The 22,269-nt window shown below is 65.9% G+C and carries 18 protein-coding genes and 1 pseudogene; 9 read left to right on the top strand and 10 right to left on the bottom strand.

The window, feature by feature from the left end; genetic code table 11:
• Positions 1–138 precede the first annotated feature (138 nt).
• On the top strand, positions 139–2,157 hold the full coding sequence (locus tag GEV05_13290; GenBank protein ID MPZ44354.1) for a PAS domain S-box protein: 2,019 nt from the start codon (positions 139–141) through the stop codon (positions 2,155–2,157).
• A gap of 12 nt (positions 2,158–2,169) precedes the next feature.
• On the opposite strand, the gene GEV05_13285 is transcribed toward GEV05_13290, so the two are convergent.
• Both GEV05_13285 and GEV05_13280 read right to left on the bottom strand, forming a co-directional pair.
• Positions 2,170–2,424: a hypothetical protein gene (locus GEV05_13285; protein MPZ44353.1), complete on the bottom strand. Its 255-nt coding sequence runs from the start codon at positions 2,422–2,424 to the stop codon at positions 2,170–2,172.
• 284 nt (positions 2,425–2,708) lie between these two features.
• Positions 2,709–2,804, bottom strand: a pseudogene (locus GEV05_13280) (XRE family transcriptional regulator).
• Positions 2,805–3,141: 337 nt separating this feature from the next.
• Here GEV05_13280 and GEV05_13275 point away from each other — a divergent pair.
• Positions 3,142–4,500 (top strand): hypothetical protein, encoded by a 1,359-nt coding sequence (locus GEV05_13275; GenBank protein MPZ44352.1) that lies wholly within the window; start codon positions 3,142–3,144, stop codon positions 4,498–4,500.
• Between the two features lie 69 nt (positions 4,501–4,569).
• Here GEV05_13275 and GEV05_13270 read toward each other — a convergent pair whose 3' ends face one another.
• The gene (locus tag GEV05_13270; protein MPZ44351.1) at positions 4,570–6,180 is read right to left on the bottom strand and encodes an FAD-dependent oxidoreductase; all 1,611 of its coding nucleotides are present in this window, start codon (positions 6,178–6,180) and stop codon (positions 4,570–4,572) included.
• Positions 6,181–6,396: 216 nt separating this feature from the next.
• Here GEV05_13270 and GEV05_13265 point away from each other — a divergent pair, with 216 nt between their 5' ends.
• Positions 6,397–8,307 carry a hypothetical protein gene (locus GEV05_13265; GenBank protein ID MPZ44350.1) on the top strand — a complete coding sequence of 637 codons (1,911 nt, stop codon included), beginning with the start codon at positions 6,397–6,399 and terminating at the stop codon, positions 8,305–8,307.
• A gap of 123 nt (positions 8,308–8,430) precedes the next feature.
• Here the strand turns inward: GEV05_13265 and GEV05_13260 are convergent, their stop codons facing one another.
• From GEV05_13260 to GEV05_13245, 4 genes are all read right to left on the bottom strand, one after another.
• A complete protein-coding gene (locus GEV05_13260; GenBank protein ID MPZ44349.1) occupies positions 8,431–9,321 on the bottom strand; it encodes a hypothetical protein in 891 nt (296 codons plus the stop codon).
• A gap of 83 nt (positions 9,322–9,404) precedes the next feature.
• Entirely contained in the window at positions 9,405–9,689 is a 285-nt protein-coding gene (locus GEV05_13255) for a hypothetical protein (protein ID MPZ44348.1), read from the bottom strand.
• A 285-nt stretch (positions 9,690–9,974) separates the two neighbouring features.
• Complete coding sequence (locus tag GEV05_13250; GenBank protein ID MPZ44347.1) at positions 9,975–10,808, bottom strand: SDR family oxidoreductase; 834 nt, start codon at positions 10,806–10,808, stop codon at positions 9,975–9,977.
• A gap of 22 nt (positions 10,809–10,830) precedes the next feature.
• Positions 10,831–11,820: a hypothetical protein gene (locus GEV05_13245; GenBank protein ID MPZ44346.1), complete on the bottom strand. Its 990-nt coding sequence runs from the start codon at positions 11,818–11,820 to the stop codon at positions 10,831–10,833.
• 23 nt (positions 11,821–11,843) lie between these two features.
• On the opposite strand from GEV05_13245, the gene GEV05_13240 reads away from it, so the two are divergent.
• Both GEV05_13240 and GEV05_13235 read left to right on the top strand, forming a co-directional pair.
• A complete protein-coding gene (locus tag GEV05_13240; GenBank protein ID MPZ44345.1) occupies positions 11,844–12,473 on the top strand; it encodes a hypothetical protein in 630 nt (209 codons plus the stop codon).
• Between the two features lie 38 nt (positions 12,474–12,511).
• Positions 12,512–14,032: a tripartite tricarboxylate transporter permease gene (locus GEV05_13235; GenBank protein ID MPZ44344.1), complete on the top strand. Its 1,521-nt coding sequence runs from the start codon at positions 12,512–12,514 to the stop codon at positions 14,030–14,032.
• A 78-nt stretch (positions 14,033–14,110) separates the two neighbouring features.
• Here the strand turns inward: GEV05_13235 and GEV05_13230 are convergent, their stop codons facing one another.
• A complete protein-coding gene (locus tag GEV05_13230) occupies positions 14,111–15,088 on the bottom strand; it encodes a hypothetical protein (protein MPZ44343.1) in 978 nt (325 codons plus the stop codon).
• A 199-nt stretch (positions 15,089–15,287) separates the two neighbouring features.
• Here GEV05_13230 and GEV05_13225 point away from each other — a divergent pair, with 199 nt between their 5' ends.
• On the top strand, positions 15,288–16,505 hold the full coding sequence (locus tag GEV05_13225) for a CoA transferase (GenBank protein MPZ44342.1): 1,218 nt from the start codon (positions 15,288–15,290) through the stop codon (positions 16,503–16,505).
• Here the strand turns inward: GEV05_13225 and GEV05_13220 are convergent.
• The gene (locus tag GEV05_13220; GenBank protein ID MPZ44341.1) at positions 16,498–17,172 is read right to left on the bottom strand and encodes a hypothetical protein; all 675 of its coding nucleotides are present in this window, start codon (positions 17,170–17,172) and stop codon (positions 16,498–16,500) included. The genes GEV05_13225 and GEV05_13220 overlap by 8 nt on opposite strands.
• A gap of 169 nt (positions 17,173–17,341) precedes the next feature.
• On the opposite strand from GEV05_13220, the gene GEV05_13215 reads away from it, so the two are divergent.
• Both GEV05_13215 and GEV05_13210 read left to right on the top strand, forming a co-directional pair.
• Entirely contained in the window at positions 17,342–18,706 is a 1,365-nt protein-coding gene (locus tag GEV05_13215; protein MPZ44340.1) for an MFS transporter, read from the top strand.
• A gap of 134 nt (positions 18,707–18,840) precedes the next feature.
• The gene (locus GEV05_13210) at positions 18,841–19,620 is read left to right on the top strand and encodes a 1,4-dihydroxy-2-naphthoyl-CoA synthase (GenBank protein ID MPZ44339.1); all 780 of its coding nucleotides are present in this window, start codon (positions 18,841–18,843) and stop codon (positions 19,618–19,620) included.
• A 207-nt stretch (positions 19,621–19,827) separates the two neighbouring features.
• Here GEV05_13210 and GEV05_13205 read toward each other — a convergent pair whose 3' ends face one another.
• The gene (locus GEV05_13205) at positions 19,828–20,985 is read right to left on the bottom strand and encodes an acyl-CoA dehydrogenase (GenBank protein MPZ44338.1); all 1,158 of its coding nucleotides are present in this window, start codon (positions 20,983–20,985) and stop codon (positions 19,828–19,830) included.
• A 68-nt stretch (positions 20,986–21,053) separates the two neighbouring features.
• On the opposite strand from GEV05_13205, the gene GEV05_13200 reads away from it, so the two are divergent.
• Positions 21,054–22,184 (top strand): CoA transferase, encoded by a 1,131-nt coding sequence (locus GEV05_13200; protein ID MPZ44337.1) that lies wholly within the window; start codon positions 21,054–21,056, stop codon positions 22,182–22,184.
• Positions 22,185–22,269: the final 85 nt, after the last annotated feature.

Here is a 22,269-nt window from a genome sequence, read left to right as displayed (position 1 = left end):
GCGTTCGGCGAGCCCGGATATCGGCACGAGCTGTTGCAAACTGGCCTGGCCGGCGCCGGGTTCGATTTGTGCAGCGCTCGTAGGGTTTGTCTTGCTTCGGATGTTATTGAAGAATAGCGTTTTTACGGATGCGCACGGATGACCGAACCGCTTCAGGACGAGGACGAACGAGCGCTGGCTGCCGACGCCGAGGGTTTCCGCTTGCTGGTGCAAAGCGTCACCGACTATGCGATTTTCATGCTCGATCCGCGCGGCTATGTCATGACCTGGAATGAAGGAGCGCAACGCATCAAGGGCTACCAGCCCGAGGAAATCATTGGCCGGCATTTCTCCACATTCTATCCGGCCGAGCCGGTGCGACGCGGACATCCCGACCATGAGCTGCGGATGGCGCAGGCCGAGGGACGATTCGAGGAGGAAGGCTGGCGAGTGCGCAAGGACGGGTCGCTGTTCTGGGCCGACGTGGTGATCACGGCGCTGCGCAGCCCGACCGGAAGGCTGCTCGGCTTCGGCAAGGTGACGCGCGATCTCAGCCAGCGCCGCGAGCACGAGGAATCGCTGCGCCAGGGCGAGGAGCGGTTCCGATTGCTGGTCGAAGGCGTGTCCGACTACGCGATCTTCATGTTGGACGCGAACGGTTACGTCGCCACCTGGAATAGCGGCGCCGAGCGTATCAAAGGCTACAAGGACCAGGAGATCATCGGCCAGCACTTTTCCAGTTTCTATCCGGCCGATGCGGTGGAGTCCGGATGGCCGGAGCACGAGTTGCAGCTGGCGACCACGACCGGGCGCTATGAGGAAGAAGGCTGGCGCGTGCGCAAGGACGGCTCCCGATTCTGGGCGAGTGTCGTGATCACGGCGCTACGCGATGACAACGGGCACCTGCGCGGCTTCTCCAAGCTCACACGCGATCTGTCCGAGCGCAAGCGCGCCGAGTCGTTGGAAGAGCACGGTCTGCAACGCGAGCAACTGCTGGAGGCCGAGCGCACCGCACGCATCGAAGCGCAGCGCGTCGCCCGCATGAAGGACGAATTCCTCGCCACGCTATCGCACGAGTTGCGTACGCCGCTGAACGCGATCCTGGGCTGGACGCAGGTGTTGCGCATGCCGCAAGACGTCAGGTCTGCCGATTTGCAGCGCGGGCTCGAGGTGATCGAGCGCAACGCGCGCTCGCAGGTCCAGCTGGTCGACGATCTGCTCGATCTGAACCGTATCCTGGCCGGTCGCATGCGGCTCGACGTGCAGCGCGTGGCGCTGGTCGATATCGTGCGCGGGGCGATCGAGTCGGCGCTGCCGACCGCGCAGGGCAAAGGCGTGCGCCTGGAGAGCGTTGTGGATACGGGCGGCGACATCGTTTCAGGCGATCCAGGACGCCTGCAGCAGATCGTATGGAACCTGCTCAGCAACGCGATCAAGTTCACGCCGAAGGGCGGTCACGTCCAGGTGCTGCTCGAGCGCGTGAACTCGCACATCGAGATCAGCGTGAGCGACACCGGCATCGGCATCCCGGCAAGCTTTCTGCCCTATGTATTCGATCGGTTCTCGCAGCGAGACAGCACGGCGAGCCGCGGCTATGGCGGCCTGGGGCTCGGGCTGGCCATTTCGAAGCAGCTGGTCGAGCTGCATGGCGGGATCATCCGGGCGAAGAGCCGCGGCGAAGGCCAGGGCGCGACGTTCATCGTGAACCTGCCGCTCGTGGTGGTGCAGGATGACAGCGAATGGTCGAGTCGCGTTCATCCCACCCACCCGAACACTTCCGAGCACGTGCTGCTGCCGAAGCTGGACGGCCTGCGGGTCCTGGTGGTGGACGACGAAGCCGATGCCCTCGAGCTGATCGGCCGCGTTCTCACCGAGCACGGCGCCACGGTCACGACCGCCAGGTCAGCCGAGGCGGCACTGGCTCGCATGAAGATCGATCCGCCGGACGTGCTGGTGAGCGACGTCGGAATGCCCGGCATCGACGGCTACCAGTTGATGCGCAGCATTCGTGCCGGCGAGCCGAAAGGACAGCGGCTTCCGGCCCTTGCGCTGACCGCGTTCGCGCGCGCCGAGGATAGAAAACGCGCATTGCTCGCCGGATACCAGGCGCATCTGGCCAAGCCGTTCGACGTGGCCGAGCTCGTCATCATCGTCGCCGGGATGACCGAACGGATCTAGCGGGTATTGGTGTCAAGCGCCAGGCGCGCGGGCATCCCGCGCACGCCGCTCGGCCCGCGCGGCCTTGATCTCCGCCTGAATCTCTTCAGGCGTCATCTCAGCACCTTCCACCGTAGCCATGCGGTCCTTTGCTTCCCTAAGCTCGGCGAGCGCCTGACGACGAATGGCTTCGCGCACCAGCCGCTCGATCGCCTCTTGGGTGAAAAGCCCTGCGCGCCGGGCTTCCTCGGCGAGTTGATCCGGCAGCGTGATCTCTACGGTGGTCATGATCGCTCCTACGCATTGTGCTGTGCGCGTCGCTCGGAGCGCGCCGCATCGACTTCGGCCGGAATCTCGCCGTCACTCATCGGCGCAATATCGGCGGCGCGACATCCGGTATGCTCATCGTCGTTGTGCGAGCGTTGTTGTTTTTATTGAGCATGACCTCGATGGCCTCCGGAGTCAGTAACCCGGCGTCTTTGGCCTCCCGCGCGACTGGGTCGGGCAGCGTGAGGGTCAGTTCCATAGTGATCTTCCTTGAGCGGCTAAGCAGTGCGGCTTTCGATCTTGCGCTACAACTCTCCGCATTCGATGAAGGCATCAAGTAACTGCAGCACCTGGCACTTCTCGGCCGCATCGAGCTTCTCGATCTGCAACAGCAGCCGGCGAAATGAGCATGACGTATAGTCTGCCGTCCACGAGATTGTTTAGCAAGCCTGAGTCTGTGTATCAAGCAACCTGGCAAACCGACGCGGCATGGCGCGCATCCCCGAGGTGGAGTTGGAGCGGCTGAAGCGCAAGGTGTCACTCGGGGCGCGTGGTCGAATCCGCCGGGTGAAGCTCTAAACCAATCCGCAGGAGCGGGCAACATATGGTGGGAAGCGGCTTGCCGTAGTTTCCGGATTATCAATCGATGCCGTGAAGTCATTACAATGCGGCGTGATAGCCGCCGTGCCGGCATACAGGCGCAGCGGCGCGGCTGCGTTCTGCGAAACGGGAAGCCCAATGGCGGACAAGAGCCTGACCGAAGCGCTAGTGGACCATGTCCTGGCGGTGCGATACGACGCGCTGCCGCAGGCGGCGATCGACATGGCCAGGCAGGTCACGCTCGACGGCATCGCGGTGATGCTGGCGGGCGCAACCGAGCCGCTGGGCGTCGGGCGCATCTCGATCGAGTACGCGCGCGAGATGGGCGGTGCGCCGCAGGCGAGCGTGGTGGCGGGCGGCTTCAAGACCTCGATGCAGAACGCAGCCTATGCCAACGGCACGATGGCGCACGCGCTCGACTTCGACAATACCTGGTATCCGCTGAACCATCCGACCTCGCCCACGCTGCCGGCGATCCTCGCGATCGCCGAGCATTACGGGATCGACGGGCGGCGAATCGTCGAGGCGATCGTTGCCGCCTTCGAGGCGCAGGGTCGCTTGCGGCTCGCGGCCACCGGCATGGCGGACGGCCAGGGGTTTCACAAGCCGGGCACCACGGGAACGTTCGGCGCGGTGACGGCGGCGATCCGGATGCTCGGGCTCGACCGGCAGCAGGCGCTGATGGCATTCGGCATCGCCGGCTCGCGCGCGGGCAGTCTTTCCATCAACACCGGCTCGATGACCAAGTCGTCGCACTCGGGTCATGCCGCGCGCATGGGCGTGGAATGCGCACTGCTGGCAGCCAAGGGATGGACGGCGAGCGCGGACGTGTTCGGCCCCGGAGGATTCTTCGACACGTTTCTTTCCGGCCGGGCCGAACCGGCGCTGCTCACGAAGGATTTCGGCAAGCCGTTTCGCATGGTCGATCCGGGCGTGGGCTTCAAGAAGCACCCGAGCAACTACTTCACGCATCGGCCGATCGATGCGGCGCTGGCGCTGCGCGAGGAAGAGGGGTTCGACGGGGCGAACATCGTCCGGGTCGACATCCGCTTCCCATGTTTCGACTACGTGAACCGCCCGCAGCCGAAAACCGGCCTCGACGGCAAGTTCAGCGTGCAATACGCCACCGCGGTGGCGCTGCTCGACGGTGAGATCACGATCGATTCGTTCGACGATGCGCGCCGTTTCGCGCCCGATGCCGTGGATCTGCTCGGCAAGACCGCGCTTCACTTCGACGACACGATCCCGAAGGACTTCGACCGCATGCACTGCGTCGTCACGGTGACTCTGAAAGACGGCCGCATGTTGGAGCGGAAGGTCGACAAGCTCTCGGGCTGGATCGGCTTCCCGCTCACGGCCGAGCAGCGTCTGAAGAAATTCAATGCCTGCGCGCGGCGGGTGTTGCAGGACGACGCGGCGGCGCGCGTGGTCGAACTGGTGAACGATCTCGACACGCTTGCCGACGTGCGGGCGATCATGGATATCGTTCGCTGCTAGCGAGCTTCCGGTAAATTTTCTTACGGCTCGCTCCCTCGCCCCCAACCCCTAACCAGGAACCTGCCCGCATCAGCGGGCACGCGACGCTCCCTTCTCCCCCCTGGAGAGGGAAGACAATCGCGGCTCCGCCGCCGCATTGCGCCCCGCGACGCGGCCGAACGCGATGCCTTCGGCGAGGTTGCCGCCGCCCTGGTAGACGAACTGGAACACCGAGCAGATCTCGCCGACCGCGTACAGCCGCGCAATGGGCTGGTCGTCCCAATCGAGCACGCGACGCTGCGCGTCGGCACGCAATCCGCCCTTGGTGTTCGGGCCGCCGGGATAAAGCGGGATGGCGTAGTAGGGCGGCTCCGAAACCGGCCCCATCGTCGCCACCTCGCGTCCGAAATCGGGATCGTGGTGCTCGGCGCAGTGGCGGTTCCAGCGCGCGACCGATGCCGCGAGCTCGCCGGCGTCCATCGCACCGCGGTTGTCGGGGTGGCTGCCGATGTGCTGCGCGAGCTGCTCGAGCGTCTCGCCCGAGAGTATCCAGCCGTTGTGCAGGGCCTTGCGGTTGTCTTCGCCCCAATCGATGTCGTTGTAGGCTGCTGCGGCGAGGCTCACCACCGGCCCACGGCGCATCATCACCGCATCGAAGATCATCCACGACGGAATGCGCGGATAAGTGAGGCTCACCGTATCGAACTGCAGCGCTTCCTTGTAGAAGATGTAGCGGCTCGGGTCCTTGGTGATGCGGCGCTCGGAGGCATAGCGCCGGCCGTGGTTGTCCACCACGATCTCGTTGGGCTTGCCGACGCCTGAGGTGTTCATGCCGATGCGCAGGCCGTTGCGGCGCTCGGGTATCGCGCAGATCACGCGCCCCGCGATGCTGCCGACGCGCGACAGCGCCGCACCGGTCTTGAGCGCCATGCGAATGCCGTCGCCGGTGTTTGCGGGCGAACCGTAGAACGCCCAGCCTTCGCGGCCCGGGCCGTCCAGGAAGGCTTTGCGCATGCGCACGTTGTATTCGTAGCCGCCGGAGCAGATGATGACCGCGCGCCGCGCGCGGTAGAGCAGCGTCCGCGAACCGCGCTGCGCGCGCACTCCGGTCACCGCGCCGTCTTCGAACAGCAGCTCGCTGGCCGCCACGCCGTAGTGGATGGGGATGTTGCGCGCCTGGATGCCGGTCAGCATGCAGGCGTGGAAAGCCTCGCCCGACTGCTTGGCGGACTTGGCCGCTTCCTTCGTACGCCCCGCGATCGCATCCTCGTCGTAGCGCCCGGTGTAGGTGCTTCGAACCACCGCGTAGCCGCAGCCGGCCGCGCCCGGGAATTCGGGAAAGGCGACGCCGGCCGAGACCACTGCCTGGAACGCGGGATCGAGCCCTTGCATGAAAGCGGTGTTCTGCGGCGCGTACTGCGCCCACAGCTGCGCCAGCTCCTCGGCAAACTCGCTCTGGGTGCCTTCAAGCATGTGGGGCAGGTTGTCGCCGCTGAACATCGCCTTGGCATAGGCCTTCAACGACTCGAAGTCGCCGGATGGATCGGGGCTGTGGAAGCCGCCCCCGCTCATGCGCGTGTTCGAGAAATGCGCGGCCTCGGGCTGTTTTTCCAATACGACGACACTGGCTGCGGCATCGTGCGCCTCGATCGCGGCGCAGCCCCCGGCTGCACCGAACCCGATGATGACGACATCCGCCATAACGTCCGCCAAAACATCTGCCCTTTTCTCGGCGGTCACGGCTGAAAGCATGGGTGAGGATCTCCGAAGTATCGGCGGCCGGCAAGTCGATCCACCTCAAGTCAGCTCACGGGTGGTTCATTGGATGATCTCGCACGCCGGCTCTTTTCGACGATACTATCGCATCCGTTGCCTACTACCTCGCCTATCACGCAACCGATCTCCGCGGCGGCCGCCATGGCGCCGCGCGTCATCAAGGAGGCCACGATGGTCACCGAGCTCCAGATCGAAACCCGATCGCCGGTTCTGAACGGCAAGTCCTTCGGCGCGAGTGGCGCCTACGAAAAGCTCGCCGGCACCATGCGCTTCGCCGTCGACCCGGCCGACGAGCGCAACGCCCGGGTCACCGACATCGCTCTTGCGCCGCGCAACGCGCAGGGGCGGGTCGAGTTCGCCGCCGACTTCTACCTGTTGAAGCCGGTCGATATGCGCAAGGGCAACGGCCGGCTGCTGGTCGACTGCGTGAACCGTGGCCGCAAGGTCGTGCTCGGCATGCTGAACAGTGCCCCGCGCGTGCCCGATCCGTCCAGCGAAGCGGAATTCGGCAACGGCTTCCTCATGCGGCACGGCTACACGATTGCCTGGGTGGGATGGCAGATCGACGTGCCGCGGCGCGACGGCCTGATGGCGCTCGATGCGCCGCGAGCGCCGGGCGTCGAGGGTTACCTGCGCTGCGAGATGCGGCCCAACAAGCGAGTGTCGAGCCTGCCGCTCGCCGATCGCTATCACATCCCCAACCCGACGCTCGATCTGAACGATCCGAACGCGCGGCTGCTGGTGAGAGCGCACGCAAACGCCGAGGCGGTCGAGGTCGAGCGCAAGGCCTGGCGCTTTTCCGATCCGGGGCACATCGAGCTGACCGGCGGCTTCGAGCCCGGTGCGATCTACGACGTCATCTATCGCTCCGTCAATCCGCCCATCGTCGGTCTCGGTTTGCTCGCGATACGCGACTGCGCCGCGCATCTGCGCTGGGCCGGCGCCGGCAATCCGTGCGCCGAGGCGATCGAGCGCACGTACCTGTTCGGCGTCTCGCAAACCGGCCGCTTCCTGCGCCAGATGCTGCACCTGGGGCTGGCCGAGGACGAGAAGGCGAGGGCCGTGTTCGACGCGGTCATCCCGCACATCGCCGGCGGGCGGCGCGGCGAGTTCAACCTGCGCTTCGGCCAGCCTTCGCTCAACGCCAAGGGCGCGGTCGGCGAGCTGCCGCCGTTCAACGGCCCGGAGCTGTTCGCGCGCCTCGCCGGGCGCGAAAAGCCACCGCGCGTCTTCCTCACCAATTCCTCGGCCGAATACTGGCGGGGCGATGCTTCGTTGATCCACACCGATACCGAGGGCGCGCACGACGTCGAGCCGCCGCGGTTCGTGCGCATCTATGCGCTCGCGGGGACCCAGCACACGCCCGGTGCGCTGCCGCCGCTCGAGGCCGATCCCAATACCGGCGATCGCGGTCTGCAGCGTTTCAACGTGGTGGATTACGCGCCGCTCATGCGCGCCGTGCTGGTGAATCTGGATCGCTGGGTGAGCAACGAGACCGAGCCGCCCGCGAGCGTCTTTCCGCGCCTTGCCGACGGCACCGCGGTGCAGGCCGAGGAGCTTGCTGGCTTCTTCGGCACGATTCCCGGCGTACGCTTTCCCGAGGTGATCGTGCGGCCGCAGCGGCTGGATTTCGGGCCGGACATCGAGCGCGGGATCGCGGCTTATCCGCCCAGGACGGGCGCGCCGTATCGCAGCTACGTCGCCAAGGTCGATGCCGACGGCAACGAGGCTGCCGGCATCCGCCCGCCCGAGCTGGCGGTTCCACTGGCAACCTATTGCGGCTGGAATCCGCGCCACCCCGATACCGGCGCGCCGGGCGATCTCATGCAGATGATGGGCTCGACGCTGCCGTTCCCCGCGACGCGTGCCGCGCGCAGCCGCAGCGGCGACCCGCGGGCGTCGATCGAGGAGCGCTATGCGTCGAAGGATGCCTACCTCGCGCGCGTGCGCGATGCGGCCATGACGATGGTCTCAGCGCGTCACGTGCTGGAGGAGGATGTCGGCGCCATCGTCGAGCGCGCGGCGCGACTTTGGGATTACTTCCACTCGTAGAAAACCACACCACCCCGCCTCCTTCGCCGGCACCCCTCCTCATGAGAGGAGGGGAACGCTTTCCCCTCCTCGTCGAGGAGGGGCGGGATGCGACAATGTCGCAGACGGGGTGGTCTCATGCGGTTACTCCGGCCCGACGAAACCGATGTAAGCCCCGCCCGCAAGCTCCGGCGGCGCCAGCATGGCCTGCTCGCCGGTATTGCGCACGCCGCGCGGCAGCGGCGGCAGGCCGTGCGCCTGCATCCAGCCCGCCGCTGCGCCCATCGAGGTAGTGCGATAGAGCGCCTGGAACGGTCCCGGGCCGCGGCGAGCGAGCCAGTCGGCCGCCGGCCCGTCCGCATACGGCTGCGCGATGCCGAGGCCGTTCGGTCCGATCTGGAACACCGCCATGTCGGACATGATGACCGTCCCCTTTTGCAGCGGCGGCTGCGGCATGCCGAGCACCTTGGCATAGAGCGCCGCGGTGGCCGGGGCGTCTTGCGTCACGATGTAGGCGCGCTCGATGCCCTGAACGGCGTTGGGATGCGCGCCAGCCCCTGGAAGCTGGGTGCGCCGCTGCTCGACCGGCGTGAGATGCTCGATGAAGAACAGCGGCAGCGGATTGGCCGCGCCGAGTACGGCTGCTTTCCAGCGCAGCTCCAGCCCTTCCAGCGTGCGCCGGGAGCCCGCGAGCACGTCGCTCACTTCGACACCGCGCGCCCGCATGGCCTCGACATCGGCTTCCAGACCGTCGCTCTGGACGATGATGTAGCGGATGCCGCCGCCGGCCGCGAGGAAACCCACCAGGCCGCCATCGTCACGGCGCAACGAAGCGGACGCTTGCTCGTATTCCGCGCGGTCGTGCAGCGCGAGCAATTCGATGTAGTCGTCGCGGTTGAAGGCGATGGCGTTGTGCGTGCCCTTGCCGGGATGCACGCCGCCCGCATGCATGCTGAAGCCGAGATTGCGGTATTGCTCGATGCCGGCGGCGAGATCCGGCACGCAGATCATCACGTGGTCGAGGCGTACGAACATGGCAACTCTCCTCCGTTTGCCGCAGGTCTAAAGTCGCAAAGGATAAGGCGTGCCGGTTCCGGCGGCCAGTCTCAGCGTGAATCTCAGCGCGCGGGGTCGGGGGCCGCTGGCCCCGATCGGTCGTCGTCGCCCTGTTGCGCAAGCTCGTTCTTGTACGCGCCCCGGATATTCATGGCGGCGAGCGCCAATTGCAAAGCGATCAGGGCATACGCCTCGACGTGCCAGCCCCAGATCGTCCACAGGACGTTGCTCAGCAGGAACACCCAGAAGCCTACCTTGCGCTTGCGCGCCGAGCGCGACGCGACCAGCCAGGCCGCGCACACGGTCACGATCATGGCGGGCCACTGCAGCAGGTCGAGATGGTCGATCACGTGTGCTCCGGACGACGCTTCGCCCTGCAACAGCAAAAGCGCGGCCCGACCACCCCCCTCAGGCGGGCGCGAAACGTGTGAGCATCAGCGCTATTGCGGAAGGAGCTCGAATGGAAAGCAAACCGGCCAGGAAGTCGCTCAATATCGGCCTCGGCGTGGTCATCGGAGTGATCATCGGGATGCTCATGGACAACATCGGGATGGGAATCGGCAGCGGGATCGCGATCGGCATTGCGATGTCGTTGGAAACCGGGAGCGGCGACCGGAAATGACGTTGCCGCTCTACATGTACTTGCCGCCCATGCAGAGGATGCGGTCGCCGGTGACGTAGGACGACTGGTCGGAGGCGAGGAACACGGCGACGTTGGCCACCTCCTGCGGCTTGCCGAGCCGCTTGAGCGGAATCGTGGCGAGCTCCGCCTCGCCGTACTGGCCGTCCTTCTTCTCCGGATACCACTCGGGATTGGCGCGTACGTTCTCGATGGTGGAGAGCGCGATCAGATTGGCGCGGATGCCGTAGGGCCCGAGCTCCAGCGCAAGCGCCTTGATGAGCCCGTAGAGCCCGGTCTTGGATGCGATCACGTGCGCGCGCTGCGGCTGCGCGGTGACCGCCGCCATGCCGCCGAGCGCGACAATGCTTGCGCCCTTGCCCCGCTGCATCATCGAAGGCGCGAGCGCTTTGACGAGATAGAACGTCGAATGCAGGTTGACGGCGAAGGTCTTGTGCCATTCTTCGTAGCTGATCTGCCAGAAGTCCTGATGCGCGCGCCGCCCGGCAACGCTCATCAGGACATCGACATGGCCGAAGTGGCTCAATCCCTCTCGCACCATGCGCTCGACTTGCTCGTGCTCGCTCACGTCGGCCAGCAGCGGCAGCACGCGCACGCCCGATTGTTCGCATTCTGCGGCGACCGCTTCGAGCTCGGTCTTGCGGCTGCGTGCCACCAGGATGAGATCGGCGCCTTCACGCGCGAACGCAAGCGCGATCGCCTTTCCGTTGTTGCGACCCGCACCCGCGACCAGCGCGACCTTGCCTTGAAGCTGCTGCATGTGCTTGCCCCTGCAATGTACGATCGGATGCTGGCAAGCGCTTTCGCTTGCCAGCATTCTGCTCATGTGTCGGGCATTACGCCGCGGCTCATTTCTTCGTCTTGGCCAGTCCGATGGCGTCGTAGAACTCGCTGTACTCGACCATCTTTCTCTCCAGAAACTTGGAGAACTCCTCGCTGCCGAGGAAGATGTCCTGGTACAGAGCGCGGCGCGCGAACTCCTTCCATTCGGGCGTTTCGTGCGCGCGCTTGAGCGCTGTTTCGATCGTCGCGACCGCTTCCTTCGGCACGCCCGCGGTGAAGGTGAAGCCGCGCAGCGTACCGGCTTCGATGTTATAGCCCAGCTCCTTCAAGGTCGGGTAGTCGGGTGCCTGCGGCAGGCGCTTGTCGGTGGTCACCGCCAGCACGCGCAGCTTCCCACCCTCCACCAGCCCGAGCCCTTCGGCCAGGTTCTCGGTCGAGAACTGGGTATGGCCGCCGGCGACCGAGGTGACCGCATCACCGCCGCCCTTGAAGGTCACGAACTTGATCCTGGTCCCGAGGGCCTTTTCCATCAGGTGAATCACGAGGCGCCCCGTTCCGGTCGCGGAGGTCGTCGCCGCCGTGAACGCGCCCGGATCGCGCTTGATTGCCTCGGCCAAATCTTTGAACGTCTTGTACGGCGAATCGGCCGAAACCATGATCGCCTGCGGATCGATCGCGAACAGCGCGATCGGCGTGTAGTTGTCGAGCGCGATCTTCACGTCCGGCCGGTAGGCCATCGCGAGCAGGGTGCTGGTGACCGAGAGGATGTAGTGCGGGTCGCCGCGCTTGCTCTTGAAGTAGTTGTAGGCAGGAATGCCGCTGCCGCCGGTCTTGTTGACCACCAGGAAATTCTCGGGAAGCAGCTTCTTCTCCCGGATGATCTCGCCGACCCGCCGCACGAGCACGTCGCCGCCGCTGCCGGCGGAAGTGTGGATCACCACTTCGATGTGCTTGGAGGGATAGGACTGAGCAGAGGCCGCCGCGCCGGCGAACAGCGCGAGCGTGCCGAACGCAGCGCAACGGGACAACTTACTGCAGTGATGCGATGTAGACATGTCTTCTCCTGGAACCGAGCAAGATGCAGGGATTGTGCGGTGCGTCCCGGATCGTTCCGATGTGCGGACGTCCCGGCCGCCACTGGATCGAAACGCGAGCGCGCAATTCGCCCGCGCATGATGCCATAATCGGCCCCGTCGCACGGGGTTTCCCAAGCTGTTACCACGCGGGAGGAGTCCAAATCATGCTGGCCGACCGGGTCATTCTTGCCTGCACCGTGATCCTTGCGGTGATCTATTTGTACGCAAGCGCGCAAATTCCGATGCTGGCGATCGGCGATCCCCTGGGACCGAAGGCTTTCCCGCGGCTGCTGGGAATCGCCATGCTGATCGCGTGCGCAATTCTCGGCTTGGAGATCTGGCGCAACCGACGCAAGGAGGCCGACGAGGCGCCCCCCGAGGCGCCTAAGTTCGAAGGCAATGTCATCGCCGTGCTGCTCGTCATCGTCCTCTGGACCGGGATCTACTACCTGTCGTTCGAGTGGTTCGGCTACGTCCTCGGCACCATGCTCTACCTGCTGCCGATGATGGCGTGGTTCAATCGCGGCCGGTGGATCGCGAACGTACTGAGCACGCTGTTTTTTGTTGCGTTCACCTATTTCCTGTTCGTGAAGCTGGAAGTCCGGCTGCCGCCGGGGCTGTTGCCGCTGTAGGCGCAGGCAGGCCCAATCATTCTCGCGATCGGGGATCCATGGAAACGTTGACGCACATCCTGAACGGCTTCGCGGTCTGCCTGCAGCCGATCAACCTCTGGTACACCTTCCTCGGCTGCTTCCTCGGCACGGTCATCGGCGTGCTGCCCGGCATCGGACCGTCGGCCACAATGGCTTTGCTCATTCCGGTCACCTACGGAATGGACCCCACCTCGGCGCTCATCATGTTATGCGGCATCTACTACGGCGCCCGCTATGGCGGCTCGACCACAGCCATCCTGATCAACGCGCCGGGCGAGGCGTCGGCCGTCATGACGACTCTCGACGGCTACCAGATGGCGAAGAAAGGGCGTGGAGGGGCGGCGCTCGCGATCGCCGCCATCGCCTCGTTCATCGCCGGCACCATCGGCGTCGTGGGGCTGACGCTTTTCGCATTGCCGCTGACCGCCTTGGCGCTCAAGTTCGGCCCCGCCGAGTACTTCACGCTGATGGTGTTCGCGATGACGGCGGTCTCGACGCTTGCCGGCAGATCGCCAGCCAAGGCGATGATCTCCACGATTCTCGGCCTCATGATCGCCACCATCGGCATCGACCTGCAAAGCGGTCAGCCGCGCTTCACCTTCGGCGTGCCCGAGCTGCAGGACGGCGTCGGCTTCGTGCTCGCCGTCGTGGGTCTGTTCGCGGTTTCGGAAGTGCTCATGTCAATGGAGGAGATGACCAAGGGCATCCGGCCCGAGATCATCAAGCTGCGCGGCAGCGTGTGGCTCACGCGCGAGGAGTTCCGCCGCTCGGTCAAGCCGATCCTTCGCGGGAGCGTGGTCGGATTCGTGATCGGCGTGCTGCCCGGCGCCGGTGGCACGATCGCCTCGATCATGTCCTACGTGTGGGAGAAGCGCTCCTCCAAGTACCCTGAGCAGTTCGGCACCGGCGCGCCGGAAGGCGTGGCGGGACCGGAGGCGGCAAACAACGCCGATACCGCCGGAGCCATGGTGCCGCTGCTCGCGCTCGGGATCCCGGGGGGCGGCTCGACCGCCGTGCTGCTCGGCGCCTTCATCATGTACGGCATACAGCCCGGGCCTTTGCTGTTCCAGAAAAATCCCGACGTCGTCTGGGGGCTGATCGACAGCATGTATGTCGGCAACATCATGCTGCTGATCCTCAATGTGCCGCTGATCGGCCTGTTCGTGCGGCTGCTTTACATTCCGGGCGGGATCCTCATGCCGCTCATCCTGGCGATAGCGACCATCGGGCTCTATGCCATCAACGGCAACATCTTAGAGCTCTTCCTCGGGCTCGGTTTCGGCGTCATCGGCTACGTCTTCCGCAAGCTCGACATTCCGCTCGCGCCGATGGTTCTCTCGCTCGTGCTCGGCGGCATCATGGAACAATCGTTCCGGCAGGCGATGACCATATCGGATGCCGATCCCTCGATCTTCGTCGGCAGCACGATCTGCATCACGCTGGTCGCGCTGTCGGTGCTGTCGATCGCGCTGCCGTTCGTTCTCGCGCGCATCAGGGCGTTGCGCGACGCACCGAAGGCCGGGGAAGAAGCGGCCTGAGACGGCGCGGGACAGGCGGGCTGGAAAGGCGGGGCGCGCAGGAACGCGATGCGCTTGAAGTGCGCGCCCCCGGGCAGGCTACTTCGCCAGCCCCAGGTCGGCCAGGAGCGCCTTGGTCTCGGCGAATTCCCCGTCGAGATCCTTCCTCAGCTTTTCACCCGTGCTGAAGTCGTCGGTCCAGTAGTTCTTCTCGAGGTCGGCCTTCCATTCGGGCGCTTCGGTCATCTTGCGCAGTGCGTTCTCCCAGTAGGTGACTTGCGCCGGGGTGAGTCCTTTGGGGCCCACGATGCCACGCCAGGACCCGGAGGTGAAATCGACGCCGAGCTCCTTCCAGGTCGGAACGTCGGCGAGCGGGCCGCCGAGGCGCTTCGGCGCGGCCACTGCGAGCACGCGCATCTTCTTGTTGGCCACGTGGGAGATGGTGTTCACGGCGCCCACGACGACGTACTCGATGTGGTCGCCCAGCAACGCCGTGATGGCTGGCGCCGAGCCCTTGAACACGACCGGCTTCAGCTGGCGCGGATCGCCGCCGAGCGTCTTCACGAACAGGCCCGCCGCCTGGTGCCGCGTGCTGCCGAAGGCGTTGGCGAAACCGACGGTGAGCGAGCGCGGGTCCTTCTTGATGCGATCGGCGAGCTCCTTGCCGTTCGGCAGGGATGACTGCGTGGCGACAGCGAACACCGCATAGTCGTTCATGAGCGTCGCGATCGGGGTGAAGTCCTTGTAGCCCAGCGGGCTCGCGCCGATGATCTGGTTGCTCATGAGACCGGTGCCGACGATGGCGAGATAGTGGGGGTCGCCGGGGTGCTGATGAACGTAGGTGTAGGCGATGCTGCCGCCGCCGCCTGCCTTGTTGATGATCGTGATCGACTTCGGCACCAGCTTGTATTTGTTGAGCACGCGCTCCATCAGGCGCGCGGTGCGGTCGTTGCTTCCTCCGGGCGCCGAGCCGGCCACGATCTCCACGTTCTTGGTCGGCGCCCAGTCCTGCGCGCCTGCGCTGGCGCCCGCCACAGCCAGTGCGAATGTAACGACAAACCCGGCCAGCTTCATCACGATCTCCTCCTTGAGCAGCGATCGGTTATTGGCCCGGGGCCGTTGCCGATTCCCAGGCGTCTGGAAGCGCGATTATGCGCCCAGCCGCGTTGGCCGGCCGCATCGACCGTGATAGGCTGACTCCCGTGCACGGGCTCGGCGTGGGGGTTGTGAACGCCGCAAGGCCGGTGCGCCTGCTCAACTTCCCACAGGTGCTCACATGACGCAACCACGCGGTCCGCTCGACGGTGTCAAGGTCGTTGCCTGCTCGACGGCGCAGGCAGGAACCGTTCCTTATGTCCTCATGGCCGACCTGGGGGCCGAAGTCATCAAGATCGAAGTGCCCGAGAAGGGCGACAACTCGCGCGGCTCGAGCATCTACCCCGGCCTGCCGAGCACGTACTTCGAGACCAACAACCGGGGCGTGAAGAGCGTGACGCTCAACATGAAATCGCCCGAAGCGCGCGAGATCCTGCATCGGCTCGTCGCTCGCGCCGACATCTTCGGCCAGAACTTCCGTCCCGGCGCCGCGGACAAGAACGGCTTCGGCTACGAGGAGCTGCGTAAGGTCAATCCGAAGCTGGTCTACGTCTCGATTTCCGGTTACGGCCCCAAGGGCCCGCATGCGAAGCTCCCCGGCACCGACTCGATGGCGCAAGCGCTGGGTGGGATCGCCGAGGCCTATTCGACGCCTGGCCAGCCGCTGCGCACGGGGATCGTGTCCGTGGCCGACGAGACCTGCGCGATCCTCGCCTTCGGCGGCATGCTGGCCGCGCTGCATTGCGCGCGCACGCATGGCGTCGGGCAGAAGGTGGACTGCTCGCTGCTCGGCGGCCAGATCCGGCTGATGGGCTGGACTCTGACGACCGCGATGTGGCGCGATCGCAATCCCGTCACCGGCCAGGCGCGCATCACCGGCACACCGGAGCGGCCGGGCATGAGCGCGAGCTTCAACGACATGAATGGCAAGCCGCTGGTGTTCCAGCTGAACGGCAAGACCAAGTGGCAGACGGCGATGACCGCGCTCGGTTTCTACGAGCAGCTGACCAACGCCGGCTTCGGCGATCTGGGCGTGGTGATCAACTCCGACGAGAAGCGCCAGAGCCTCCTCAAAATGCTGGACGAGTTGTTCGCGACCGGCCCGCGCGACAAGTGGGTCGAGGCATTGCGCGGAGACGACATCGTCTCGGCGCCGATCAACACGCTGCTGGAAGCATCGAACGATCCGGATGTGCTGGCGAATGGATACGTGACCGAGGTCGAGTACCCCGAGTACGGCAAGAAGCTCAAGGTGCACGGTTCGCCGTGGAATTTTTCCGAGACGCCGCCGCACATCGGGCGAGCTCCCAAGCTGGGCGAGCACAACGACGAGGTGTTGCGCGAGATCGGCTACAAGGCGGCAGAGATCGAGGGCTTTCGCGAGCGGAAAGTCATTTGAGGCCATCGGCAATGGTGCGGCGAAGCGCCTCGGTATTTCGCGCCAGGGCCGCAAGCGCGGGACGGAGCGATTCCAGCATGGCGGCGATGCCGGCGTAATCCTTCGCGATCGGCAGGCTGGCGTCGGTCCGCTTCCGGACCTCGCGCGTCCGTCCGCCCGATCGAGGCCGTTGGCTCGTCGTCTCGGCCACCGTCTGGATGCGTTCTGCGTAGACGAACCGAACTTGCGGTCGCGCAGCGTAGTCGAGCTGCGGCGGCAGATCTAGACTGGCACCCAAATGCTCGTTCAGGGCAAGAAGCTTCTCCGGTGCGATCTTCTCGAACAGGAAGATCTCGACGCCCGAGTTGACGAGGATGATGTACGGTTCGTCGTCGAGCAGTTGTTCGACCTGAATCGCAGACCCCGCGCGTTCTCCCAGCTTTTTGGGATCGAACAGCCACAGCGATGCACAGTCCGCGCTGTGGAGAAAGCCGTCGAGCAACAGCCACCGATGCGTCGAGCCGGCGGCGACCACGGCATCGAGCAGGACCGCGTACTCGGCCAGGGCGCCGTCCTCGACACGCGGCGGCGCCGCACCGCCTGAAGCAACCGGCGTCGCCGCGCCGCCTGAAGCGATCGGCGCTGCCGCGCCGCCTGCAGCAACGGCCTGGTCGCGCACCCGTTCCACGTCGCGGATCGATTGCTCGTCGACCTTGCCGAATCCGAGCGCCCGCATAACGACGCGCGCGGCCGCCTTGACCGCTTCTCCGGGCGCGTCTTCGGCCCACTTCGCAAGGTCGTCGCGTCCGGCCTGCCGCATCGCCTCGGCGAAGAATTTCCGCAACAGATCGAGCACCATGGATTTCTCCGGGAGGGAGGAGCCAGCAACCGGGCCGCGGTCTGCAACCGGCGCGAGCGGTCGAGCGCTCGTTGGCGCGATCATACTCCACGGCGCACACGCGAAGGGAGCACGCAGCGCCGCTGCAGCGACATCGAGGCGGGGCTGCTACCCTATCGGAATGGGACTGGAACAAGACGGCGCGGATCGCAACGACCGCGAGACGCGCGCCGCCTATGGCGCAGGGCTCTTCACCAACGGCGTCTGGGACATGCTCTCGGTGGTCGTGCCGCTGTATGCGGTCGCCGTGGGCCTGAACGCCGCGCAGATCGGTCTCATCATCGCCGCCCGCTCGGTCTTGCCGGCGGCATTGTCGATCCACGGCGGCATCATCATGGACGAGCTCGGCACGCGCCGGGTGCTGCTGTGGGTGGCAGCGGCCAGTGTCGCGCTGCCGCTTCTTTTTCCGTTATCGGGCTGGTTCGGCGTTCTCACCGCGCTGCAGTTGCTGCTAGGCCTCGCCACCAGCCTCGGCATGGCCGCCTCGCAGACCTGGAGCATGCAGACGAGCCATGGCGATACGGCGATCCTGGCCCGCTACAGTGTGGCAACGCGCGTCGGAACCTTCATCGGTCCGGTCGCGGTCGGCGCGGCCTGGGATCTTCTCGGCGCCTGGGCTGCGTTCGCCTGCGTGTCCGTGTGCGCCGCCGGCATCATCTGGTCGACGGCATACGGCACCTCGGATTCCGATCCGCGCTCGGACACGCGTCCGAACCTCGGGGCGCTGCTGCCGAACTGGGCCGCGCACAAACAGGCGTTGCGGCTGGCGGTGGTCCCTGCGGTCGCGTTCATACTCGTCGCAAGCTTTCTGCGCAATGCCTCGGGCGCGATCCAGAGCTCGCTTTTCGTCGTGCATCTCAACGAGACCGGCATGAGCGGCACGCTGATCGGCCTGCTGGTCTCGATCGCCGAGCTCTCGGGCGTGTTCGGCTCTCTCGCCGCCGCTGCCGCCCAGCGCCGCATGCACGCCAATCGGCTGGTGATCGCGTGCACCGTGATATCGATGGTTGCGATCTGCCTTACACCGCTGCTCGCACCCGTGTTCCTGCTGCTCGCTCTGGCGGGTGTCGTGCGCGGCATTTCGCAGGGCATGAGCCAGCCGCTCATGTATGCGGTGCTCACGCAGGGCGTACCGGGTGGTCGCCACGGCGCGAGCGTCGGGCTGCGCAATGCGGTGGTGCGGCTGGGCTCGATCGTCACCCCGGCGCTGATGGGATTCATCGCCGAGGCCTACGGCATCGCCGCGAGCTTCTACATCATCGGTGCGCTGTACCTCATGGCCACCGCACTGCTCGCATTGGCCGAGCGACGGTTGCCACGCTGACACCGAGTCGCACGTCCGCGGCGAGCGCATGTTGAAATGCGATCACGCACCCCATGCCTCATCTGGCCGAGTGAACTCTCCCTGAGCCACCCGGACCAACGCATATCGCATACCATCCGCAAGAGGAGGGCAACGTGGATTACGAAGACATCGTATTGACGAAGCACGAAGGCATCGCACGCATCACGATCAACCGGCCGCAGGTGATGAACGCCTTCCGCGGCAAGACCACGGAGGAGCTGATCGATGCGCTTTCCGATGCGGGCTGGGATCGATCGATCGGCGTGATCGTGCTCGCGGGCGCGGGCGAGCGCGCATTCTGCACCGGAGGCGATCAGTCGGCGCACGACGGCCACTACGACGGCCGCGGCACGGTCGGCATGCCGGTGGAGCAGCTGCACGCCACCATGCGCGAAGTGCCGAAGCCGGTGATCGCGCGCGTGCAGGGCTACGCGATCGGCGGCGGCAATGTGCTCGCGACCTTGTGCGATCTCACCATTGCGTCCGAGAAGGCGGTCTTCGGCCAGGTCGGACCAAAAGTCGGCTCCGTCGATCCGGGTTGGGGCACCGCCTATCTCGCGCACATCGTGGGCGAAAAGAAGGCACGCGAGATCTGGTATCTGTGCCGGCGCTACAGCGCGCAGCAGGCGCTCGAGATGGGCTTGTGCAACGTGGTGGTGCCGCACGATCAGCTCGATGCGGAAGTCGACCAGTGGTGCGCCGAGATCCTGGAGAAGAGCCCGACCGCGATCGCGATCGCGAAGAGCTCGTTCAACGCGGCCACCGACGCGATGCGCGGCATCGGCAGCCTCGGCTTCCAGGCCCTGAGCCTCTACTACCAGACCGAGGAATCGAAGGAGGGCGTCAGGGCGTTCCTGGAGAAGCGCAAGCCGGAGTTCAGGAAGAAGCGGTGAGGCATTGTCTTCCCGCCGGCGAGCCTTCGCAGGAGGGGAAAAACTTTCACTCCAGGGCGGGCACGTTTCCCCTCCTCTCATGAGGAGGGGTCGCGCGCAGCGCGGGGGTGGTGTGGTTTTCGGCGCAGGACCACCCCGTCCGCACTTCGCGCGTCCCGCCCCTCCTTCGCAGGAGGGGAGACTTCGGGAGTGACGTCGAAAGCAACATCACTTGCGCCCTGGCCGTCCCAGCAGCGCATTGGCGATGATGTTGCGCTGGATCTGGTTGGTGCCTTCGACGATCTGCAGCACCTTCGCATCGCGGAAGTAGCGGTTGATCGGATACTCCGCCGAAATGCCGGCGGCGCCGAAGAGCTGTACGGCATCGGTTGCGACGCGCATGGCGACATCGGTTGCGAAGCACTTCGCCATGGCGGCGATCGGCGCGAGCTCCCGGCCCGTCACGCCGGCGTCGACCATCGAGGCGGCACGGTAGACGAGCTGGCGCGCGGCTTCGGTCTGCATCGCCATATCGGCCAGCATCCAGCGCACGCCCTGAAAGTCGCCGACCGGCTGGCCGAAGGCCGAGCGGCCCTGGATGAACTCGGTGGCGTGATCGATTGCCCCCTGCGCGAGACCGATGCCGCGAGCAGCGATGATGGGACGCGACTGGTTGAACGCCTCCATGACGACCTTGAAGCCCTGGGCGCCTTCGCCTCCGAGCCGGTTGGCCTCCGGCACGAACACGCCGTCGAAGAAGAGCGGGCACGATGCGACGCCGCGCGCGCCCATCTTTTCTTCCTTACGGCCGACCTGGAAGCCGGCGCTTCCCTTCTCGACGATGAACAGATGGATGTCCGATTTGCCGCCTTCCTGCAGCTTCGCGGCGACCAGGACGAAATCGGCGACGTCCGAGTTGGTGCACCAGATCTTCGCCCCGTCGATGCGATAGCCGCCCGCGACCGGGGTTGCTCTTGTCCGGATGCCCTGCACGTCCGAACCGCTTTGCGGCTCGGTGGTCGAGAAGGCGGCGCGCAGCTCTCCGGAAGCGAGCCCGGGCAGATAACGGTCGCGCTGCGCCTGGGTGCCGCCGGCGAGAATCGCGCCGAAAGGAAGCCACTGCACCACCAGCAGGTAGGCGGTGTTGTAGCACACACGCCCCAGCTCCTCGACCGCAATGCATGCCGATAGCATGTTGCCGGTGCCGCCGTACTCGGGCGGGAAGGGCAGGGTGAAGAGCCCCAGCTCCTGCAGCAACGCGAACATGTCCTGCGGATACTCGGCGCTGCGGTCGATCGCTCTAGCGCGCGGCGCGATCTTGTCTTTTGCAACGCGCCGGATGAGATCCTGGATCTGGCGCTGGTCTTCGCTCAGCGTGTAGCTCATGGTGTTCGATAGAATGAAGAGGCTTTAGCCGACTGTCAACGCAATCGAGCGAAAGAGAGCGCATCGACATGGGACCGTTGCAGGGCACGAAGATCGTCGAACTGGCCGGCATCGGGCCGGGTCCGTTGTGCGCGATGCTGCTCGCCGACCTGGGCGCGACGGTGTTGCGGATCGACCGCAAGAACCCGGTCGAGCTCGGCAGCCCGCGGCCGCTGACCTACAACCTGCTGCTGCGTAACCGCCGCGCGGTGGCGCTCGACCTGAAGCAGCCGGCCGCGGTCGATCTCGTGCTGCGGCTCGTGTCCGAGGCGGACGCATTGATCGAAGGCTTCCGTCCCGGCGTGACCGAGCGCCTCGGTCTCGGCCCCGACGCCTGCCTGCAACGCAATCCGCGCCTGGTCTACGGCCGCGTCACGGGCTGGGGGCAGGACGGGCCGCTGGCGCAGGCGGCCGGTCACGATCTCAACTACATCGCCTTGACCGGCGCGCTGCACGCCATCGGGCGCAAAGGCCAGCCGCCCACGCCGCCGCTCAATCTCCTCGGCGACTACGCGGGCGGGTCGCTCTATCTCGCACTCGGGGTGCTGGCGGCAATGCTCGAAGCGCGCAGCTCGGGCAAAGGGCAGGTGGTGGATGCGGCGATGGTCGACGGCGCGGCTTCGCTGATGACTTCGGCGTTCGGCCTGTACGCCGGCGGCTTGATGTCGCTCGAGCGCGGCACGAACGCGACCGATACCGGCGCCTACTACTACGACGTCTACCAATGCGCCGACGGCGAGTGGATATCGATCGCGCCGATCGAGGGCCGTTTCCACGACGAGCTGCTGCGCCGGATCGACATCGCGCCCGAGGAGATCGGCGACCAGCGCGATCCGACCCGGTGGGAGCGGGCGCGTGCGACGTTCACGCGCGTGTTCAGGACGCGAACGCGGCAACAATGGTGCGAGCTGCTGGAAGGCAGCGATGCCTGCTTCGCGCCGGTGCTCAGCATGGCCGAGGCGCCGCGGCACCCGCACCTGGCCGCGCGCGGTACGTTCGTGGAAGTCGACGGCGTGGTGCAGCCGGCGCCCGCGCCTCGGTTCAGTCGGACGACGCTCGAGACGCCCGCGCCGCCCGAACCGGCCGATGCCGTGCGCGCGCTCGAAGGTTGGCTCTGCGCCGAGGAGATTCGGGCGTTGCAGGCCTCGGGCGTGCTCTGATCGAGCGGCCATGCGCTCCTCGCGCGCAAGCGCGCGCCGAGACGCTATCGAGCGTTCCCTATTTCATGTCACGCTCGTCCCTCAC

Source organism: Betaproteobacteria bacterium, assembly GCA_009377585.1.
Classification (GTDB): Bacteria; Pseudomonadota; Gammaproteobacteria; order Burkholderiales; family WYBJ01; genus WYBJ01.
This window is presented reverse-complemented; position numbering and strand designations above follow the sequence as displayed.

Excerpts from the sequence above, each read along its gene's own strand:
- GEV05_13290 (MPZ44354.1), top strand. The coding sequence starts at position 139 with ATGACCGAACCGCTTCAGGACGAGGACGAACGAGCGCTGGCTGCCGAC.
- GEV05_13285 (MPZ44353.1), bottom strand. The coding sequence starts at position 2,424 with ATGACCACCGTAGAGATCACGCTGCCGGATCAACTCGCCGAGGAAGCC.
- GEV05_13275 (MPZ44352.1), top strand. The coding sequence starts at position 3,142 with ATGGCGGACAAGAGCCTGACCGAAGCGCTAGTGGACCATGTCCTGGCG.
- GEV05_13270 (MPZ44351.1), bottom strand. The coding sequence starts at position 6,180 with ATGGCGGATGTCGTCATCATCGGGTTCGGTGCAGCCGGGGGCTGCGCC.
- GEV05_13265 (MPZ44350.1), top strand. The coding sequence starts at position 6,397 with ATGGCGCCGCGCGTCATCAAGGAGGCCACGATGGTCACCGAGCTCCAG.
- GEV05_13260 (MPZ44349.1), bottom strand. The coding sequence starts at position 9,321 with ATGTTCGTACGCCTCGACCACGTGATGATCTGCGTGCCGGATCTCGCC.
- GEV05_13250 (MPZ44347.1), bottom strand. The coding sequence starts at position 10,808 with ATGAGCAGAATGCTGGCAAGCGAAAGCGCTTGCCAGCATCCGATCGTA.
- GEV05_13245 (MPZ44346.1), bottom strand. The coding sequence starts at position 11,820 with ATGTCTACATCGCATCACTGCAGTAAGTTGTCCCGTTGCGCTGCGTTC.
- GEV05_13240 (MPZ44345.1), top strand. The coding sequence starts at position 11,844 with ATGCAGGGATTGTGCGGTGCGTCCCGGATCGTTCCGATGTGCGGACGT.
- GEV05_13235 (MPZ44344.1), top strand. The coding sequence starts at position 12,512 with ATGGAAACGTTGACGCACATCCTGAACGGCTTCGCGGTCTGCCTGCAG.
- GEV05_13225 (MPZ44342.1), top strand. The coding sequence starts at position 15,288 with ATGACGCAACCACGCGGTCCGCTCGACGGTGTCAAGGTCGTTGCCTGC.
- GEV05_13215 (MPZ44340.1), top strand. The coding sequence starts at position 17,342 with ATGGATTTCTCCGGGAGGGAGGAGCCAGCAACCGGGCCGCGGTCTGCA.
- GEV05_13205 (MPZ44338.1), bottom strand. The coding sequence starts at position 20,985 with ATGAGCTACACGCTGAGCGAAGACCAGCGCCAGATCCAGGATCTCATC.
- GEV05_13200 (MPZ44337.1), top strand. The coding sequence starts at position 21,054 with ATGGGACCGTTGCAGGGCACGAAGATCGTCGAACTGGCCGGCATCGGG.